The 19,016-nt window shown below is 71.0% G+C and carries 16 protein-coding genes and 1 pseudogene; 6 read left to right on the top strand and 11 right to left on the bottom strand.

Annotation, left to right across the window (positions count from 1 at the left end):
• Position 1 precedes the first annotated feature (1 nt).
• Both MK786_RS14475 and MK786_RS14470 read right to left on the bottom strand, forming a co-directional pair.
• Entirely contained in the window at positions 2–1,039 is a 1,038-nt protein-coding gene (locus tag MK786_RS14475; protein ID WP_241112941.1) for a carbohydrate ABC transporter permease, read from the bottom strand.
• A gap of 2 nt (positions 1,040–1,041) precedes the next feature.
• On the bottom strand, positions 1,042–2,343 hold the full coding sequence (locus MK786_RS14470; RefSeq protein ID WP_241112940.1) for an ABC transporter substrate-binding protein: 1,302 nt from the start codon (positions 2,341–2,343) through the stop codon (positions 1,042–1,044).
• Between the two features lie 133 nt (positions 2,344–2,476).
• On the opposite strand from MK786_RS14470, the gene MK786_RS14465 reads away from it, so the two are divergent.
• Positions 2,477–3,658: an ROK family protein gene (locus MK786_RS14465; protein ID WP_241112939.1), complete on the top strand. Its 1,182-nt coding sequence runs from the start codon at positions 2,477–2,479 to the stop codon at positions 3,656–3,658.
• Between the two features lie 273 nt (positions 3,659–3,931).
• On the opposite strand, the gene MK786_RS14460 is transcribed toward MK786_RS14465, so the two are convergent.
• Genes MK786_RS14460 through MK786_RS14450 form a run of 3 tightly spaced genes read right to left on the bottom strand, consistent with a single transcriptional unit; the run spans position 3,932 to position 7,586 of the window.
• Positions 3,932–4,984 carry an ABC transporter ATP-binding protein gene (locus MK786_RS14460; RefSeq protein WP_241112938.1) on the bottom strand — a complete coding sequence of 351 codons (1,053 nt, stop codon included), beginning with the start codon at positions 4,982–4,984 and terminating at the stop codon, positions 3,932–3,934.
• The gene (locus MK786_RS14455; RefSeq protein WP_241112937.1) at positions 4,981–6,528 is read right to left on the bottom strand and encodes an iron ABC transporter permease; all 1,548 of its coding nucleotides are present in this window, start codon (positions 6,526–6,528) and stop codon (positions 4,981–4,983) included. Before MK786_RS14455 ends, MK786_RS14460 begins: the two co-directional genes overlap by 4 nt.
• Positions 6,529–6,533: 5 nt before the next feature.
• Positions 6,534–7,586: an extracellular solute-binding protein gene (locus MK786_RS14450; RefSeq protein ID WP_241112936.1), complete on the bottom strand. Its 1,053-nt coding sequence runs from the start codon at positions 7,584–7,586 to the stop codon at positions 6,534–6,536.
• Between the two features lie 223 nt (positions 7,587–7,809).
• Here MK786_RS14450 and MK786_RS14445 point away from each other — a divergent pair, with 223 nt between their 5' ends.
• Together MK786_RS14445 and MK786_RS14440 are read left to right on the top strand one after the other, a co-directional pair.
• Positions 7,810–9,213: an aspartate aminotransferase family protein gene (locus MK786_RS14445; RefSeq protein WP_241112935.1), complete on the top strand. Its 1,404-nt coding sequence runs from the start codon at positions 7,810–7,812 to the stop codon at positions 9,211–9,213.
• Between the two features lie 58 nt (positions 9,214–9,271).
• Positions 9,272–9,907, top strand: coding sequence for an NADPH-dependent F420 reductase (locus MK786_RS14440; protein WP_241112934.1), 636 nt, complete (start codon positions 9,272–9,274; stop codon positions 9,905–9,907).
• A gap of 32 nt (positions 9,908–9,939) precedes the next feature.
• Here MK786_RS14440 and MK786_RS14435 read toward each other — a convergent pair whose 3' ends face one another.
• On the bottom strand, positions 9,940–11,070 hold the full coding sequence (locus MK786_RS14435) for a Gfo/Idh/MocA family protein (RefSeq protein ID WP_241112933.1): 1,131 nt from the start codon (positions 11,068–11,070) through the stop codon (positions 9,940–9,942).
• Positions 11,070–11,876: a sugar phosphate isomerase/epimerase gene (locus MK786_RS14430; RefSeq protein WP_241112932.1), complete on the bottom strand. Its 807-nt coding sequence runs from the start codon at positions 11,874–11,876 to the stop codon at positions 11,070–11,072. Before MK786_RS14430 ends, MK786_RS14435 begins: the two co-directional genes overlap by 1 nt.
• A gap of 104 nt (positions 11,877–11,980) precedes the next feature.
• Between MK786_RS14430 and MK786_RS14425 the strand changes: the two genes are divergently transcribed.
• Both MK786_RS14425 and MK786_RS14420 read left to right on the top strand, forming a co-directional pair.
• On the top strand, positions 11,981–12,625 hold the full coding sequence (locus MK786_RS14425; protein WP_241112931.1) for a TetR/AcrR family transcriptional regulator: 645 nt from the start codon (positions 11,981–11,983) through the stop codon (positions 12,623–12,625).
• A gap of 9 nt (positions 12,626–12,634) precedes the next feature.
• A pseudogene (locus MK786_RS14420) lies at positions 12,635–12,952 on the top strand (hypothetical protein); the annotation flags it as partial.
• A 119-nt stretch (positions 12,953–13,071) separates the two neighbouring features.
• On the opposite strand, the gene MK786_RS14415 reads toward MK786_RS14420, so the two are convergent.
• Together MK786_RS14415 and MK786_RS14410 are read right to left on the bottom strand one after the other, a co-directional pair.
• Positions 13,072–13,389 (bottom strand): ATP-dependent DNA ligase, encoded by a 318-nt coding sequence (locus MK786_RS14415; protein WP_241112930.1) that lies wholly within the window; start codon positions 13,387–13,389, stop codon positions 13,072–13,074.
• Between the two features lie 22 nt (positions 13,390–13,411).
• Positions 13,412–13,975 (bottom strand): TetR/AcrR family transcriptional regulator, encoded by a 564-nt coding sequence (locus MK786_RS14410; RefSeq protein ID WP_241112929.1) that lies wholly within the window; start codon positions 13,973–13,975, stop codon positions 13,412–13,414.
• Between the two features lie 50 nt (positions 13,976–14,025).
• On the opposite strand from MK786_RS14410, the gene MK786_RS14405 reads away from it, so the two are divergent.
• Positions 14,026–15,093: an SDR family NAD(P)-dependent oxidoreductase gene (locus MK786_RS14405; RefSeq protein WP_241112928.1), complete on the top strand. Its 1,068-nt coding sequence runs from the start codon at positions 14,026–14,028 to the stop codon at positions 15,091–15,093.
• Positions 15,094–15,177: 84 nt separating this feature from the next.
• Here MK786_RS14405 and MK786_RS14400 read toward each other — a convergent pair whose 3' ends face one another.
• The gene (locus tag MK786_RS14400; protein WP_241112927.1) at positions 15,178–16,740 is read right to left on the bottom strand and encodes an SLC13 family permease; all 1,563 of its coding nucleotides are present in this window, start codon (positions 16,738–16,740) and stop codon (positions 15,178–15,180) included.
• A 57-nt stretch (positions 16,741–16,797) separates the two neighbouring features.
• The gene (locus MK786_RS14395; RefSeq protein WP_241112926.1) at positions 16,798–18,801 is read right to left on the bottom strand and encodes an FAD-dependent oxidoreductase; all 2,004 of its coding nucleotides are present in this window, start codon (positions 18,799–18,801) and stop codon (positions 16,798–16,800) included.
• Positions 18,802–19,016 lie beyond the last annotated feature (215 nt).

The following is a 19,016-nucleotide window of genomic DNA, read 5'->3' as shown; positions in this document are numbered from 1 at the left end:
GTCAGCCCTCCCCTCTCTTGCGGCGGACACCGGGCTCGCGCGTGCCGCGGGCCGAGGACCCGGTGACCGATCCCGCGAGGTCGCGGCGCAGCGCGAAGCGCTGGTAGACGAGTGCGATGACGAGCGAGATGACGAACAGGATCACGGCGATCGCGCTGCCGTAGCCGGGCTGCCCGGCGAACTGGCCCTGCTGCACCATGTACGTCGCCATGGACTCGGTCGAGATCCGCCGGATGGCCGGCGCAACGGTGACCCAGATCATGTCGAAGACCTGGAGCGAGCCGATGATCGAGAGGAACGCCCAGATGCGGATCGTCGGACCGAGGAGCGGCAGGGTGATGTACCGCTGGATCTGCCACCAGCTGGCGCCGTCGATTGCCGCCGCCTCGGCCAGCTCATCGGGCACGCCCTGCAGACCCGCGAGCATGAGCAGGATCGCGAAGCCGATGTACTTCCACGTGAGGATGAAGAAGATCGTCCAGAGTGCGAGGTTCGGGTCGGCCAGCCAGTTCTGGGCCAGCCCACCGAGACCGATGGCCTCGAGGGTCGCGTTGACCGCCCCGTTGGGCTGGAGGATGAGTCGCCACGACAGACCCGCGATGACCTCGGCGAGCACGTAAGGCACGAAGATCAGCAGGCGGAAGACACTGCGGCCGCGCAGGCGCCGGTTGAGCAGCAGCGCGATGCCGATCGCGATCGGGCCCTGGATCAGCAGGGACATGATCAGGATGAAGAACGTGTTGGCGATGGCGCGCTGGAACTCGGGCGTCGTGAGCGCCCGCACGTAGTTGTCGAGGCCGATGAAGCGGCCCGAGTCGGCGAGGTTCTCCCACTGGAACGCGGGAGGCAGATTGAAGAGGCTGTAGACCGCCGCGAGGATCACCGGCAGGATCACGAACCCCAGGAACAGCACGAGTGCGGGGGTGATGAAGAAGAAGATCTCGAGGCGCTTGCGAGCCTCGCCGCGCCGCCGAGGGCGCGCGGGTGCAGGGCCCGGGCCCGCGGTGACCGCGGGCCCGGGCGTGGTGAGAGTGGCCATAGTTACAGCGTCGCCGCGGCGTCCTGCATCCGCTTGACGATGTCCTCAGGGGTGCCGTTGCCTGCGAACAGGTTGACGATGCCCTCGTTCATGGCGTTGCCGACGGTGGTGCCGAACGCGGTGTCGAGCCAGAGCTGCACGAACGACGCGTCGGCCAGACCGGCGGCGACGGCCTTGAGGTTCTCGTCCTCGAGCCCGTCCTGCGCAGCGGGCACCGTCGGGATGCCCGAGCCGCTCTCGGCGAAGCGGCGCTGGACGTCCTCGGACATGATGTACGCGAGCAGATCGGCGCACTCCGGCGGAGCCTCGGCCGCGCAGCCGAAGCCGTCACCGCCGCCGAGCGCGGCGGTCGGGTCGCCTGCCGCGCCGTCGATGCCGGGCACGGGGAACCAGCCGAGGAAGGCCGGGACCTGCTCGTCGGGGGCGAGGCCGCCGATCGTGCCTGCGTTCCAGTGGCCCATGAGCTCCATGGCGGCCTGGCCGTTGGCGATCATGCCCGCCGAGCTGCCCGCACCCTCCTGCGGCACGGTGCCGAGGAAGCCGTCCTGGAACGGCTCGATGCCGATGAAGTCCTGCAGCTGTTCGCCCGCCTCGACCCAGCACGGGTCGCTGAAGTCGAAGTCCGTCTCCGCCGCCGCGAGGGTCTCGGGCGAGCAGGACTTGAGCGCGAACTGGTACCACCAGTGCGCGGCCGGCCAGCCGGCACCGGCTCCGACCGAGATCGGAACGACGCCCGATTCGCGCAGGTCGCCCACCGCGTCGACGAGGTCGTCGAACGTCTCGGGCACCTCGACGCCGGCCTCTTCGAACATGTCGGTGTTGTACCAGAAGCCCTCGATGCCGAACGTGAAGGGGACCCCGTAGGTCTCGCCGCCGACCTGCCACGGGTTCACCGTGGCGCCGACGCTCTCGATGGTGTCGGGGATCAGGTCGTCGAGGGGCATCAGGTAGCCGTTCTCGACCTGGTCGCGCAGCTCGCCGCCGGGCCACACCTGGAAGAGGTCCGGCGGGTCGCCTGCGGCGAGCGCGTTGGGGATCAGCGTGCGCTGCAGCTCCTCGTTCTGGTAGCCGACCTGTTCGACGTTGACGCCGGGGTTGGCCTCCTCGAACTCGGCCGCCACTTCCTCCCAGACCTCGGGCAGGGGACCGTTGGTGGCGTTGTGCCACCAGGTGAGTGTGACTTCTTCGCCGTCGCCGTCGCCGTCGCCGTCGCCACCACCGGCCGTACAGCCGGCGAGTGCGCCGGCTGTGAGGCCGGCAGCTGCGATCACGGCGAAGACGCGCATCCTGCTGCGTGTGTTCATCCTCGAACCTCTCGAAAGTTTCGACCTCTACGTCGAAAGTGATGTGGACGTCCTCAGAGTAGGCCGCACCACATTTGGAGTCAAGCGCAACAAATACCGATCCGATCACGGTGACGGCCCTACAGTGAGGGGGATGACCGATCCGTCCCCCGCCGCCGAAGGCGTGCGCCAGCGAAACCTGGCCCGTCTGATGCGACTCGTGCACCTCGACGGCCCGGTGTCTCGCGCCGCACTGACCGAAGCGACCGGGCTGAACCGGTCGACCATCGCCGATCTGGTGGCGGAGCTCGCGCGCGAGGGACTGGTCGAGGAACGCGCCCCCGATCCGTCACGGCGGGTCGGGCGCCCCTCCCCCGTGGTCGCCGCCGCGCCCCGTGTCATCGCCGCCGCGGTGAACCCCGAGGTCGACGCCGTGACGCTGGCGGCGATCGGGCTCGACCGCGAGATCGTGCTGCGCGAGCGCATCGACGTCGACCACCTGGTCACCCCGGAAGAGACCGCGGCGATCATCGCCGAGCGCATCGCGGCGTGGCGGGAGGGCGGACTGAGCGGGGCGCGCATCGTCGCGGTCGGCCTCGCCGTGCCCGGCCTCGTGCGCGCGGCTGACGGCCTCGTACGCGACGCCCCCCACTTGCACTGGACCGACGCGCCGGTGCGCGACCTCGTCACCGCGGCGACCGGGCTGCCGACGGTCGTGGGCAACGACGCCAGCCTCGGCGCCGTCGCCGAGCACCTCTACGGAGCCGCGCGCGGCATCGACCACGTCGTCTACCTCAACGGCGGCGCGAGCGGCATCGGCGGCGGGCTGATCGTGCACGGGATGCCGGTGGCCGGCGCCGGCGGCTACGCCGGCGAGTTCGGGCAGAACCGGCCCGGCATCGCGTCGAACGCCGACCGGCGGGCGGGCGACGGCGTGCTGGAGGACGAGGTGAGCCGCGCGCGGCTGCTCGCGGCCGTGCGGCTGTCGGCCGCCGACGAGCCCACTCTCGCCGCGGCGCTTGCGGCATCGGATCAGCCCGATGTCCGGGACGAGCTGACGCGGCAGCGCGGCATCCTGGCGACCGCACTGGCCAACGCCGTGAACGTGCTCAATCCGTCGGTCGTCGTGCTGGGCGGCTTCCTGGCGACGCTCGCCGAGCACGACCTCGACGGGCTCACGGCGGCGGTCGGCGCGCAGGCGATGACGGCGAACATGGAGGGCCTCGACATCCGCATCGCCTCGCTGGCCGAGGACCGGCTGCTCATCGGTGCGGCCGAGGCGGCGTTCGAGCGGCTCCTCGCCGACCCCAGCGGCGCGTCGACCCCCACGTCCTGAGCACTACACCGCGCGCATGGCCCGGTCAACGGGGGTGAGGGATGCCGCGCCCCGGCCCACTCTGGGAGGTACAGGAGGCCTTCCCATGACTGATCCGAACATCTTCCCCGGCGCCCCGGGCGCTCCAGGCGAGACACCGGGGGCACCGGGCGAGACACCCGGACCATACCCGACGGAGCCGCCCGTTCCGACGCCGGACGAGCCGCTCGCCCCGAACCCGCAGGAACCCACGTTCCCGTCGCCCGACGAGCCCAGCGTGCCCCTCCCGCCGGATCAGGAATAGGCGATCGCGGACCCGCTGACGCGGACCGCGACCGCGTCAGCGACCCGGGGGATCGATCCAGCGCGCACGCGTGCCAGGAGGGCCCCCGCCTCGCTTTCCAGGTGCACGAGTGCGGCGTGCCCGCCGTACTGCACGCGTGTGACACGGGCGGAGATCTCTCCGTCCGGCCTCAGCTCGAACTGCTCCGGTCGCAGCATCACGGTGACGGGGCCGCTCGCGGGCGGCGAGATGACGAGATCGCCGAGCGGGGTGGATGCGACCGTCCCCGCCGCGACGCCGTCGGTGAAGACGGCCTCCCCGACGAACGTCGCGACCCATGGCGAGACGGGATGCCGGTAGAGGTCGACGGGCGAGCTCTCCTGCACCACCCGCCCGTCGCGCATCACGACCACCGTGTCGGCGATCAGCAGCGCCTCGTCCTGATCGTGGGTGACCATCAGGCAGGTCACGCGCAAGCGCTCGAGCAGCGAGCGCACGTCCTCGCGCAGCTCGCCGCGGAGCTGCGGATCCAGCGCGGCGAAAGGCTCGTCGAGCAGAAGCAGCCGGGGCTCTGCGGCCAGAGCGCGTGCCAGCGCGACCCGCTGCGCCTGACCCCCCGAGAGCTGGTCGGGGTACCGGGCGGCGAGGGCGTCGAGGCCGGTCAGTTCCAGCAACTCGCCGAGCACGCGCTCGTCATCGGTGGCACGAAGGCGTTCCCCTGCCCGTCGTCGGCGCGCCCGGAGGCCGGCACGACCGAACGCGACATTCTGCGCGACGGTCAGGTGCGGGAACAGCGTCGCGTCCTGCGGCACCCAGCCGACCCCGCGGCGCTCCGGCGGCACGACGACCGCAGCGGCATCCGTGACGATCTCGCCGCCGAGTTCCACGCGTCCCGCGCGCGCCGGGACCAGCCCCGCGATCGTGCGCAGCAGCGTCGACTTGCCGCAGCCGCTCGGGCCGACGATCACTCCGAACGCTCCGTCGCGCACCCGCAGCGACACATCCGTCAGCACGTCCGCACCGCCGAGGCCTACGACCACACCGTCCACCACGAGTTCGCTCATACCGGCCTTCCCATTTCGACACGCTCCTCCCGCGGCGACAGCAGCGCCGCCGGAATCGTCGCGAGCACGACGAGCACCACCGCATAGGGCACGGCGGCTCCGTACTGGGCGATGTCGGTCCTCGCCCACAGCTCGACCGCGAGCGTCGTCGTCCCCGTGGGGCGGAGCATGAGCGTCGCCGGCAGTTCCTTCATCGCCGTCACCGCGATGAACAGCGCCGCGACCAGGATCCCCGGTCGCGCGAGCCGTATCGTCACGCGCCACCACGTCGCAAGCGGAGCGTGCCCGAGAGTCCCCGCGACGTCGCCGAGCGCACGAGGGACGCGCTCGATCGACGAACGGATCGTGCCGACCGCCTTCGGCAGGAAGAGGATGCCGTAGGCGAAGGCGAGCAGGATCGACGTCTGATAGAGCGCGGGCACAGCGACCAGCGAGAAGAACACGAGTCCGAGTCCCACGACGATCCCAGGCACCGCGAGCGGCACGGACCCCGCCGTCTCGAGGATGCGCGCCACCCGCCCCGCGTACCGCGCGGCAAGCGTCGCGATCGGCAGGGCGAGGATCACGGCGATGATCGCGCCGGCGACGGACAGGACGATCGTGTTGGCCGTCGCCTCGGCGAGGGCCGAGGCATCCGTCTCGCCGACCGTCTGCGCGTTCAGCAGGCGCGCCACGAGACTCGCGACCGGCACCGCGACCGCGCCGATCGGCGCGATGAGCAGCACGACGGCGGCGACCGGGACGATCCATCCCGTGAGGCCCGGAGGCCTGGAGCCCGCACGTCCGACGGCGAATTCCCGGCGCGGGCGGAGGCGCCGCTCGGCCGCGAAGATCGCGAGCGCGATGACCACGAGCACGCCCGCGAGGACGGCGGCGTAGTACCGGTCGAAGCTCGCCCCGTACGCCTGGTGGATCGCGGTCGTCAGCACCGGGTAGCGGAACAGCGCGACCCCGCCGAAGTCCGCGAGCACGTACAGGCAGGTCAGCAGCGCACCGGCGAGCGTCGGGGTGCGGATGCCCGGCCAGACCACCGAGACGAACGTGCGCATCGGACCGTGGCCGAGCGTGCGCGAGACCTCTGCGAACGCGGCAGGTGCGCCGCGGAGCGCTCCGACGACGGGGAGGGTCACATAGGGAACGGTCACAAGGGTGAGCACCGCCCACGACGGCCAGAATCCGTGGATCCCCGGGAAGGTCGCGAGCCAGCCGAACGCCGCCAGGTACGACGGCACCGCGAGCGGCAGCACGGCCGCGACCGCGAACAGCCGCGGCGCAGGGAGCCGGACGCGGCTGAGGGCGAGTGCGCCGGCGACTCCCAGCACGACGGCGGAGAGGGTGACGGATGCCGCGAGCACGACGGTGTTCGCGAGCAGTAGGGGGATCCGGGGCCGCTCCAGCACCCGGATCACACCCTCCCATCCCGCTTCGCCGATGCGGACGCCGAGGTAGACGAGCGGGATCGCCGCGAGGACGGCCGACAGCCCCGCCGCTGCGATCAGCAGCGGCGGGGCCTTCCGGCGAGGACTCGGGGTCGAGCGGCGCACGGCGCCTAGATGAGACCGTGTGCGGCGAGGAGCTCCTGCGTCTCGGAGACGGACTCGAGGTCGCTGAGGTCGAGGCCGGGGTTCACGAGGGTGTCGAGCTCGGGCAGCCCCTCCGGCGCCGCGACGCCCGGCACCAGCGGATACTCGTACGTCTGCTCGACGAAGTACGCCTGACCTTCGTCGGACAGCAGATACTCCACGAACGCGAGGGCGTCCGGATCGCCCTGTGCGCCGGCGAGGATCGCCGCCCCCGTGACGTTCATGATCCCGCCCGCGTCACCGGGGAGGAACTTCAGCTGCGCGCGCATGTTGTCCGCACCGACTTCGGCGGCCGCCTCGTACCAGTAGTAGTGGTTGATCAGGCCGAGCTGCGCCGCACCGGTGTTGACGAGCTCGAGCGAGTCACCGTTGCTCTCCGTCAGCACCGGGGCATTCGCGGCCATCCCCGCGACCCACTCGTCCGCCGCGTCCTCTCCCTCGAGGACGCGAAGCCCCGTCACGAAGGACTGGAAGCTGGCATTGCCCGGGGCGAATGCGACCCTGCCGTTCCAGCGCGGCGCCACGAGGTCGTCGGCGGAGTCGGGCACCTGGTCCTCGGTGAGCTGCGTGCCGTCGTACGCGATCACGCGGGCGCGTCCCGTGATGCCGACCCAGCTGCCGTCCGTGCTGGTGAAGCCCGCGGGGACCGCTCCTGCGAGCTCGGCGGGGATCGTCGAGGCGAGCCCCGCCGCGGTGAGCGCGCCGAGGGCGCCCGCATCCTGCGACAGGAACACCTCGGCGGGAGTCGCGTTCCCCTCCTCGAGCAGCAGCGCAGCGATCTCGCCCGTCGAGCCGTATCGCGCCTCGACCTCGATGCCCGTCGCTTCGGTGAACTGCTCGATCAGCGGTCCGATCAGATCCTCGCTGCGGCCCGAGTACAGCGTCAGCAAGCCATCGCTCTCGATGGCGGCGGCATCCTCCGACGGAGCGGGGCCGGAACCTGACGGCGTGGCGGCGCAACCGGTGGTGACGAGAGCGACGACGGCCAGTGCCGCCATCGCGGTGCGTCGAGGGGTCATGCAGGATCTCCTTCGCGAACGTATCGGATCAGGTAAGCCTAACCTTAGTGAGCGTGCATGATCGAACATGTGACGCTCGAGCGCGCGCGATGACGCCGAGCCTGCGCCACGTCAGCGCGTCCGGACGGGTCGGTGAGACCGCACCAATTGTCTGCCGAGGCCACTGACGCACCCGAGGGCCTACGGCGTAGGGTCGGGGACACGTCCTACGGAAGGCCCACCCATGTCGACCACGACCGAACGCCACGCCCGCACCGAGGCCGAGCTCCAGCAGATGGCCAAGGATCATCTGTGGATGCACTTCGCCCGCCAGTCGGTGATGACCGAAGGACCGGGCGTACCGATCATCGTCAAGGGCGAGGGCCACCACATCTGGGACTCGCAGGGCAGGAAGTACATCGATGGCCTGGCCGGCCTGTTCGTCGTCGCCGCCGGCCACGGCCGCAAGCGCATCGCCGAGGTCGCCGCGAAGCAGGCCGAGCAGCTCGCCTTCTTCCCGATCTGGTCGTACGCGCACCCTGCCGCGATCGAGCTGGCCGACCGCATCGCCGACTACGCGCCCGGCGATCTCAACAAGGTCTTCTTCTCCACGGGAGGCGGCGAGGCGGTCGAGACGGCCTTCAAACTCGCGAAGTACTACTGGAAGCTGCAGGGGAAGCCCACCAAGCACAAGGTGATCTCGCGATCCGTCGCCTACCACGGCACCCCGCAGGGTGCCCTCGCGATCACCGGCATCCCCGCCATGAAGGCGATGTTCGAGCCGCTCACGCCTGGCGGCTTCCGCGTGCCGAACACGAACTTCTACCGCGCCGAAGACATGGGCGCTCCCACGGGCAGCCTCGAGGAGTTCGGCGTGTGGGCCGCCGACCGTATCGAGGAGATGATCCAGTTCGAGGGTCCCGACACCGTCGCGGCGGTCTTCCTCGAGCCGGTGCAGAACTCCGGCGGATGCTTCCCGCCCCCTCCCGGTTACTTCCAGCGGGTCCGCGAGATCTGCGACAAGTACGACGTGCTGCTGGTGTCGGACGAGGTCATCTGCGCCTTCGGCCGCATCGGGCACATGTTCGCGTGCGACGCGTACGGGTACCAGCCCGACATGATCACGTTCGCCAAGGCGGTCACCAGCGGCTACGCGCCCCTCGGCGGCACGGTCGTCTCGGACCGCATCTACGAGCCGTTCGCCCACGGCGACACCGCGTTCTACCACGGCTACACCTTCGGCGGTCACCCTGTCGCGGCCGCCGTGGCGCTCGAGAACCTCGACATCTTCGAGGAAGAGGGCCTGCCCGAGCGGGTGCGCGAGAACTCGCCGATCTTCCGCCAGACGCTCGAGAAGCTGACCGACCTGCCCATCGTCGGCGACGTGCGCGGCGACGGATACTTCTTCGGCATCGAGCTGGTGAAGGACAAGGTGACGAAGGAGACGTTCGACGACGACGAGTCCGAGCGTCTTCTGCGCGGCTTCCTCTCGAAGGCCCTGTTCGACGCCGGCCTGTACTGCCGGGCCGACGACCGCGGCGACCCCGTGATCCAGCTCGCGCCGCCGCTGACCATCGGACCGGACGAGTTCACCGAGATCGAGCAGATCCTCCGCTCGGTGCTGACGGAGGCCTGGACCCGGCTCTGAGTCGCCGCATGACGCCCGGCGGGAATTCCCGCCGGGCGTCTGCGCGTTCTCCTCCGGCATGACACGAGTCGGAATCATCGGAGCAGGACACATCGGATCGACCCTCGCGCGCGGCCTCGCCGAGCGCGGGTACGAGGTCGTGATCAGCAATTCGCGGGGTCCCGAGACGCTGACGGCGCTCGCCGGAGAGCTCGGTCCGAATGTCTCGGCAGGGACCGTGACGGATGCCGCGGCATCCGGTGACGTCGTCATCGTGACCGTGCCGCTCAAGGCGCTGGACCAGATCCCGGTCGAGCCCCTCGCGGGCAAGATCGTCCTCGACACGAACAACTACTACTGGGAGCGCGACGGCCGGATCGCCGCGCTCGACGCCAAGCAGACGACCACGACCGGGATGCTGCAGGAGCACCTGCCCACCTCGAAGGTCGTGAAGGCGTTCAACCACCTGTACTCGACGGACATCCTCACGACGGGTGCCCCCTCCGGCACCGAGGACCGTCGCGCGCTCGCCACCGCGAGCGACCACCCCGACGCCGTGGCGTTCGTCACGGGGCTGTACGACGAGTTCGGGTTCGACACCGTCGACATCGGCTCGGTCGCCGAGAGCTGGCGCGTCGAGCGCGACCAGCCGGCGTACGTGTCGCGGCAGACGAAGGCCCAGCTCGAGGCGAACCTGGCCCGCGCCACCCGCTGACACCGGCGCGGAGAGGCCGAGTCTGCGGCGAGCTACAGCGTCGCGGCGTACGGGTCGAAGTCGGCCGGGATCGACCCGACCTCGTCGATCGTGCTCTGCACCGGCACGAAGGCGCCGGACTCGACGGACTCCTCGATCGAGAGCAGCGTGTCGAGCACGTGGTAGCCGAAGCGCCCCGTCGCGACGTGCGGGCGACCGGCGCGAATCGACCGCACCATGTCCAGCAGGCCCACGCCGCGGCCGGCGAGAACGCCCTCCTGCTCGACCTCGACGACCTCCTGCACCACCGGCGCCGGCGGCACGATCATCTCGGCGAGCGGCCGCGTGATCGTGATCGGACCGCCGAATGTGTTCGGATCGGGGATGACCAGCGTCCCTTCGGTGCCGGTGATCTCAACGACGCCCTGGCGCAGCAGCGGCGAATCGGTGCTGTACAGGCTCGACGCCTGGCCGCCATCCTCGAACTGCGTCAGCACCGAGACGGTCGAGGGGATCTCGACGGGGAACTCCTGCCCGGCGAGCGGCCCGACCTGCACGACGCGCGAGTCGGTGGCGCGCAGGCCGACCGCCGCGACCGACGCGACGGGACCGAAGACGTGGACGAGCGCCGAGACGTAGTACGGGCCCATGTCGAGCAGCGGACCGCCGCCGACGGCGTAGAGGAACGCGGGGTTGGGGTGGAAGATCTCCGGCCCCTGCCATTGGAACGTCGTCTGCGCGAACAGCGGGCGCCCGATGTCTCCGCGGGCGATCGCGCGCTTCGCCGTCTGCACGCCGGGTCCGAGCACCGTGTCGGGAGCGACGCCGACGCGAAGACCCGCGGCATCCGCCTTCTCGAGCATGCGCAGCGACGACGCACGATCGACGCCAATGGGCTTCTCGGTCCACACGTGCTTGCCCGCGGCCAGGATCGCCTCGGACACCTCGACGTGCACCGCGGGGATGGTGAGGTTGACGACGATCTCGATCTCCGGGTCGCCGAGCACGAGGTCGACGCCCCCGGCCTTCGGCACCCCGTACTTCGCCGCCTGCTCGCGCGCGCGGTGCTCGAGCAGGTCGCCGATCGCGATGACGTTCACATCGGGGAAGGCCGTGAGGTTCCGCAGGTACTGGTCGCTGATGTTCCCTGCGCCGATGATGCCGACGCCGGCGGGCGCGCTCATCAGACCGCCGCCCGCTCGTCGAGGAAGACGCGGCTCTGCTCGATCGCGTCGAACAGATCGCCGGCGTAGGCGTCGAACTCGACGATGGCGAACTCGAGAGCGGATGCCGCATCCAGCGCCGCGGTCAGCGGAACGCTGCCCGTCCCCGCCGGCACCTGGTCAGCGGGCGGGTACGCCGTGATCGCCTCCGCGTCGAGCGTGCCGTCCTTGACGTGGACCGCGATGACGCGGTCGCCCAGCGTGGTGAGCAGCGCGGCGGGGTCGACTCCGGCGCGGGCCGCCCAGTACAGGTCGACCTCGAGCACGACCCGCGGGTCCAGCAGCTCGGCGAGCAGCTCGAGCCCGGTCTGCCCGCCGATCTGCGCTTCGAGCTCGTGCGCATGGTTGTGGTACCCCACGCGCAGCCCGCGCCCCGCCGCGATCTCGGCGGCGGCGTTGAGCAGGCGTGCGGTCTCTTCGATCTGCTCGCGCGTCTCCCAGCGGGCGGGCTCGGTGTACGGGTCGATGACGGTGCCCATGCCGAGGGTCTCGGCGGCGTCGAACACCTCGTCGGGCGTCGGCACCGGGAGGGCGGTGCCGCTGCCGTCGGGGTTGACGAAGGAGGTCGATGCCAGGAATGCGTGGCCGGTGGGGGCGGTGAGGCCGTGAGCGGTGAGGGATGCCGCGAGCGGCGCCGCGCGACGGACGAAGTCGTACGGCTCGACGGCGGTGAAACCGCGGCGGGCGATCTCGGCGAGGGTGCCGTCCAGATCGGCCTCGAGGGCGTCCTTCACGGTGAACAGCTGAACCGATGTGAGTGCCGTCATGGAACCTCTCCTGTGGTCGACGCCGACGTGGCCGAGTGGCGCCACGTGAGCACGGTAGCACAAAACCTCCACATGGAGGTTTTAGATCTGGCTAGGATGCCTGCATGCCCGAAGAGCCCGCCGTCGCCACCGACGACGACGCTGCATCCCGACCGCGCGGGCCGTACGCGAAGGGTCTCGCCCGGCGGCAGCAGATCCTCGACCGCGCCATCGAGGTTTTCGCGCGTCGGGGGTCGGCCGGCACCAGCCTGCGCTCGATCGCGCAGGAGATCGGCGTCTCGCATGCCGCGCTGACGCACTACTTCTCGTCGCGCGAACAGCTGCTCGTCGAGGTGTACCGCGAGGCGGAGCGCCAGCAGGGCGAGGCCGAGCCGCACGGCGTCGACGCGTCGCCGGTCGACATCATGACCGCATCCGCTGGCCGCAACCACGCCGTGCCCGGGCTCGTGCAGCTGTACTCGACGCTCGTGGCGGCAGCCCTCGAGTCCGGCCATCCCGACGCGACCGCCTTCGCCACCGAGCGTTTCGCGGCGGTGCGCGCCGACCTCGTCGAGCGGGTCGAGCGCGGGCAGACGTCCGGGCGCATCCGTGCCGACGTCGACGCCGCGGCTGTGGCGTCGCTGGTCATCGCGGCGTCCGACGGGCTGCAGACTCAGTGGATGCTCGACGAGTCGGTCACCCAGGCCGAATCGCTCGATCTTCTCGCACGCCTGCTGGAACCGGAGCCTCGGCGGGGCGGCAAGGCATAGGATCGCGGCGTGGGGACCATCTACTACGGCGGCTCGGCCACTCCGATCCACATCGAAGACCGGGCGCTGGCCCATCTCAAGGTCGTCATCACGACGAAGCTGCGGCGGGGTGAGAGCTTCACCGTGTCCTGGGAGCATCCGGACGATGAACCGCGTGGGCGCAGCACGCTGTGGCTGCACCCCTCCATTCCGCTGCGCTTCGTCTTCGACGACCCCGAGCCGACGCAGCTCAGCCGGCGGTGGGTCGAAGACCTCGCCAACTCGGCCAGCTCTTCGGGCGGCATCACCCTCGTCGCGGAGCACATCGACTCCGCGCCCGCCCCGGCGGGCGGCACGGCGGAGGGCGACATCACGCTCGGCGCGGTCGAGGTCGACAGCCTCGATGTCGGCACCCTGCGGGTGGCGGGCACCGAGTTCCCCGCCCCCGGCGACGAGGACTGAGGCGCTCAGTCCTCGTCGGGCGCGGCGTCCTCGGTCGGCTCGGGGACGATCGAGAGACCGGAGGGCCCGCTCGCAGACAGCATCAGGTCTTCGATCCAGCGTCGGTTGACCCGCGGCTGACGGCTGCCGAAGAAGTGGAACTGCAGCGGCACGGAGGGATGGATCCAGAAGCTTCGACGACCGCTGCCGTCGCCCACCTCGACGTCGAACATGAAGGGCTCCCCCCGGCGGAGCTTGTTCATGATCACGATGCGCAGGTGCGCGAGGGTCCGATCATCGATGTCGACCGAGTTCGCCGTCGTGTCGTAGATGAACCTGCCCATGCGAGGAGCATAGGGCGCCGCGTCAGCGCGGCGCGAACGCGGCGGCGAACAGGTGCCTGGCCCTCGAGGCGACGGCGGGCCGGGCCGGCGGGTCGGTGCGGGCCAGTTCGGTGGCCAGCATCACCGCTGCCATCGTCACATCCTCGGCGTCGATGTGGTCGCCGATGCGTCCGGCACGGTGCTCGCGTTCGACCAGCGACGACACGACGACGGCGAAGCGCTCGCCGAGCGGCTGCACGCGCGGGTCGTGCAGGTCGGCCGTGATGAGCTCGAGCAGCGCGGTGGACTCGACCGCCTGGGCCACGACCCGGTCGAGCAGGTCGTCGATCGTGCGGTCGGGGTCGGAGATGTACTCCTCGAGCTCGGCGACGTTCTCCTCGAACACCGCGACGGCGAGCGCCGTGCGATCGGGGAAATGCCGATAAAGACTGCCCTGTCCGACGCCGGCGCGCTTGGCGACGGCACTGAAGGGCGCGGCGAGGCCGCCGTCGGCGTACACCTCGCGCGCGGCGGCGATCAGGGCTCTGCGATTCTCGGCGGCGGCGGCGGGACCACGGTTCGCACGGGGGGATGCGGTGCTCTGCACGGGTGTAGCATAGTTCCGGACAACGATGTCCGGTTAGGAAGGAGCTCATCATGGGCAACCCGAAGCCCCTCACGGGGGACTCCTCGATCGCCGACTGGCTGGCCGACCCCGCCGGAAACGCGATCCTCACGCACCTGCTCGCCCAGAGCGGGCAGACCCCCGACGTCTTCACGCCGGTCCGCCGTCTCGCGATCAAGCGACTCGTGAAGCTCAGCCGGGGCTCCTTCACGAAGGAGATGCTCGACGACCTGATCGCGCGTGCCGCCGCGGGCGATGTGCCCGAGGGCGCCGCCGGCGCTGCCCCGGCCGTCACCGCCGACGGTGCCGATGACGCCGTGCCCCCGGTCGCGCTGCGCGAGTGGACCGAACGCATCGACCAGGCCCGCTTCGCCGGTCAGACCGTGATCGTCACCGGAGCAGGCTCGGGCATCGGCCGCGCCACGGCGTCCCGCATCGCGCGCGAGGGCGGTCGCGTCGTCGCGGTGGACGTCAGCCAGGAGCGCCTCGACGAACTCGTCGCCGAGCACGCGAACGCCGACATCGCCGCCGTCGTCGCCGACATCACCGACGACGACGCGATCGCCCGCATCGTCGAGACGGCCGGCGACACCATCGACGGCCTCGCGAACATCGCCGGGATCATGGACGACATGACGCCGGTCGGCGAGGTCTCCGACGCCGTCTGGCAGCGCGTCTTCCGCGTGAACGTCGACGGCACGATGAAGCTCATGCGCGCGGTCATCCCGACGATGCTCGCGCAGGGCGGCGGCTCGATCGTCAACACCGCATCCGAGGCCGCGCTGCGCGGCTCTGCCGCCGGTGCGGCCTACACCGCGTCCAAGCACGCCGTCGTGGGCCTCACCAGGTCGAGCGCCTTCATGTACGGCCCCAGCGGCATCCGCGTCAACGCGGTCGCCCCCGGCGCGACGATCACCAACATCGAGGCGAGCTTCGCATCCCCGCTCGGAGCGGCGCGTGTGCGCACCGGCATGGCGATCATGTCCGACCCGGTCGAGGCCGACGCTCTCGCGGCATCCATCACCTTCCTGCTCTCCGACGACGGCGTGAACATCAACGGCGTCACCCTCGCGAGCGACGGGGGCTGGTCCGCGGCCTGACGCCGTCCTGAGACGCTGCGCGGCTGCTCCCGCGGCACAGCACTCCCGATGCCCGGCGAAGCGATTCGCCGGGCATCGCCGGTCTCAGAAGGGCCAGACCAGGGGGACGTAGAGCACGGCGAACAGCAGGAAGATCACGGCCAGCGGCAGTCCGAGCTTCCAGTAATCGCCGAACCGGTAGCCTCCGGGCTCCATCACCATGAGGTTGACCGGGGTCGCGATGGGCGTCAGGAACGAGGCGGCCGCCGCCACGGTCAGCGCCATCATGAACGGCTGCACCGACAGGTCGAGGGATGCCGCGACCGACACCGCGATCGGAGCGACGATGAGCACGGTCGCGGTGTTGCTGATCAGCTGACCGAGCACGACGGTGAGCAGGCACAGCGCCGCCAGGGCCACGTGCGGTCCGCCCGCGCCGAGCAACGACAGCAGCCCGTCGGCGACGAGCGCGGCGGTGCCGGTCTCGATGAAGGCCGTCGACAGCGGGATCATGCCGGCGATCAGCACGATCGTCGTCCACGAGATCGACCTGTACGCCTGCATCGGCGTGACCGTCCGCGTCAGCACCAGCGCCATCGCCGCGAGCAGTCCCGCGACGACGGGCGGCACCACGCCGGTCGCGAGGAGCACGATCATCGCTGCGAGCACGACGAGCGATCGCTTCGCACCGCGGCCGAGCGGCACCGAGCGCCGCAGTCGCGCCGGCGGGTCGACCACGAGCACGCCCGTCTTCTCGGCGTGCCGGGTGAGGTCGTCCCACGTGCCCTGCATGAGCAGCACGTCGCCCGCCTGGAGCGTGATGTCCTGGCCCTTCAGCTGCTCCTCACCGCGACGGGCGGCCAGGATCACCAGATCGCCGCCGGGCGCGGCCATGCCGCAGTAGACCGTGGAGCCGATGAGCGGTGACCGCGGCGGGATCACTACCTCGCTCACCCCGTTCTGCGGCCCCATGATCACGCCGGTGTCGAGGCTGAGCGAGTACTGCTGCCGCAGCAGGCGCGCGTGCCGCACCAGGTCGAGGGGCATGCTGCTGACGGTGCGCACCGGAAGCAGGGGCCGGCCGAACAGGGCCATGAACGCGACCGTCACGACGACCAGCGGAACACCGACGAGGGCGAACTCGAAGTAGCCGAAGGGGCGGCCGCCGTTCTCGGCGGCGATCTCCGAGACGATGACGTTCACGGGGGTGCCGGTGAGCAGCAGCAGCGAACCGGCGGAGGCCGCGAAGGCGAGCGGCATGAGGAGCTGCGAGGTCGGGATGCCGGCGCGCGATGCCACGACGACCACCAGAGGCAGGAGCGCGGCGACCGCACCGTTGATGCTGATCAGCGCGGCCGCCCCGGCGACGAGCACGCAGATGAGCACCAGGAGCGGAAGGCGGCGCGTGCCCGCGCGGCCGATGACCTTCTGCCCCGCCCACGCGGTGACGCCCGACGCATCGAGCGACTCGCTCACCACGAACAGGGCCGCGATGAACAGGACGGTCGGGTCGCCGAAGCCGGCGAGCGCCTGCGGCAGTGTGAGCACGCCCGTGAAGAACAGTGCGAGCGAGACGCTGAGCGCGACGATCCCGAGGGGTACGCGATTGCTCACGAAGGCGACGATCGCCAGTGCCAGGATGATCAGCGTCGCCGCGACGGGGTCCACTCGCCCCACCCTAGCCAGCGTGTCCGGCGGACGTCAGACGGCGCGAAGCGGCCGCGCTCAGCCGCGGAGCACCGCGAGCCCGGCGACGTCGTAGGCGACCTCGACCGCTTCGAAGATGGCGGCGTCGATCGTGCGGGGCGCATAGGCGTCGCCGATGGTGACGACCCGCGGCGCGGCATCCGTCAGCCCGTCGATCACGACGGAGGCGCGCGGCTCGACCGCCACGACGGCATCGAGCCCGGTGAGCGTCTCGTCGACGCCGGTGAGAGTGTCGGCGAGGTCGACCGCGCCCGGGCGGACGGCGGTCACGGACTGCGACGTGCGGCGCCGGAACCCGCCGTGCGCGCGCAGTCGCTGCAGCAGCAGGGGGCGGTCGTAGCCCGCGCCGATGTGCGGGAACACCGACTCGAAGGGCGTGACGAGCTCGAGCTCCTCGACGTGCTCGAGCAGCGTGAGCACGATGCCGGCCGCATACGCCGTGCCGTCCGCGTCGACGACGGCGATCCGCGATCCGACGAGTGAGGGGTCGGATGCCGCGGCGAACGCGTCTACCGTGCCCTCGAGGGGGAAGCCGCCCGCGTACGCGCCGCCCAGCGCGAGCGACGAGCGGCGCGGTGCCGTCGCCCCGGTCGCGAGGACGATGCCGTCGGCGGTCTCCGCGCGCAGGTCGGCGGCGGTCGCGCGCACCCCGAGCCGCACGTCGACCCCCGCGTCCGCGAGATCGCGCACCAGGTCCTCCACGAGCAGGCCGACGCTCTCACGGCCGGGAACGCGTCGCGCGAGCCGCAGCTGCCCGCCGAGCTCCTCGGCGGCCTCGAGCAGCGTGACGGCGTGCCCGTCGGCCGCGAGCTCGACCGCGGCGCGCATGCCCGCCGGTCCGCCGCCGACCACGATCCACCGCTGCGCGACCTCGGCGCGGGGGCGTGCCCCACGCTCGCGCTCCCGGCCCGCCAGCGGGTTGACGGTGCACGACATCGCCAGTCCGCGGCTGCCGCGGCCGAGGCATCCCTGATTCAGCCGGATGCAGTGGCGGATGCCTCCGGCCTCGGCAGCACCCGTCGCGCCGGTGAGCTTCAGCCCGAGGTCGGGATCGGCGATCTGAGCCCGGGTGAGGGCGACCATGTCGGCGATGCCCGACGCGACGACCTCCTCGGCCGCTTCGACGGACTGCGCGGCCCCGACGCCGAACACCGGCACGTCGGGATTCGCCGCCTTGACCGCCGCGACCTCCTCGCGCAGCCACGCCACCGGCATGGCCGACGACGGGAAGACGTAGTGCACGTTGTGGTAACCGCCGGCGGCGAGGTCGAGGAAGTCGATGCGGGCCTCGGCACGAAGGCGCGCGATCACCTCGCGCATCGCCGCGCCGTCGAGACCGTCGGCGTGGAACTCGTTGGCGACGATGCGGATGCCGACCGTGTAGTCGTCGCCGACACGGGCTCGCACGGCGCGCAGCACCTCACGCGGGAATCGCGTACGCCCCTCGAGGTCGCCGCCGTACTCGTCGCGCCGGGCGTTGTAGAGCGGCGAGAGGAACTGGTGCAGCAGGTACCCGTGCGCCATGTGGATCTCGACGCCGTCGAACCCACCGTCGCGGGCGTGTTCGGCCGAGGTCGCCCACGCCTCGACAACCGAGGCGATGTCGTCGTGGCTCATCGCCCGCGTCGCGTGCGAGGTCGAGGGAGACAGTATGCGCGACGGGGCATACACCGTGCGCGGTCCGTCCGGGCCGTCGGGCTGCGCCTGCGCGCCGTGGTGGTTGAGCTGCACGAAGACGCGTGCGCCGGCGTCGTGGATCGCGTCGGTCATGCGTCGGCTGGCCGGAACCGACTCCGGCCGGAACGCGTCCTGGAAGCCACGGATCGAGCCCGACGGATGCACGAAGTGGTTGCCGGCGACGAACAGGCCGCAGCCTCCCTGCGCCCGCCGCACGAAGTACGCGGTCTCGCGATCGGACTCGACGCGGTCGGAGTACTGCTTCGAGTGCGCCGTCTGCATGATGCGATTCGGCACCGTGACGGTCCCGATCTGCAGGGGCTGAGACAGGACGCTCTCGGTCATCCTTCGAGCCTACGACCCCGGCGTTCCCCTGCTCACCGGGAACTCGAGCGCGGGCCTCCTCACCTGTCGCGAAGTGCCTCCTGCGGCGACAGGTTGTGACAGGTGAGCAGGTGGAGTCGGGTGCGCGGGTGCTCACCTGTCGGGAAGTGCCCCCTCCAGCGGCACGTTGTGACAGGTGAGCAGGTGGAGTCGGGTGCGCGGGTGCTCACCTGTCG

It is taken from the genome of Microbacterium sp. CFH 31415, from assembly GCF_022538185.1.
GTDB lineage: Bacteria > Actinomycetota > Actinomycetes > Actinomycetales > Microbacteriaceae > Microbacterium.
Note: the sequence above shows the minus strand (reverse complement) of the source record. Positions and strands in the feature narration are given on the sequence as shown.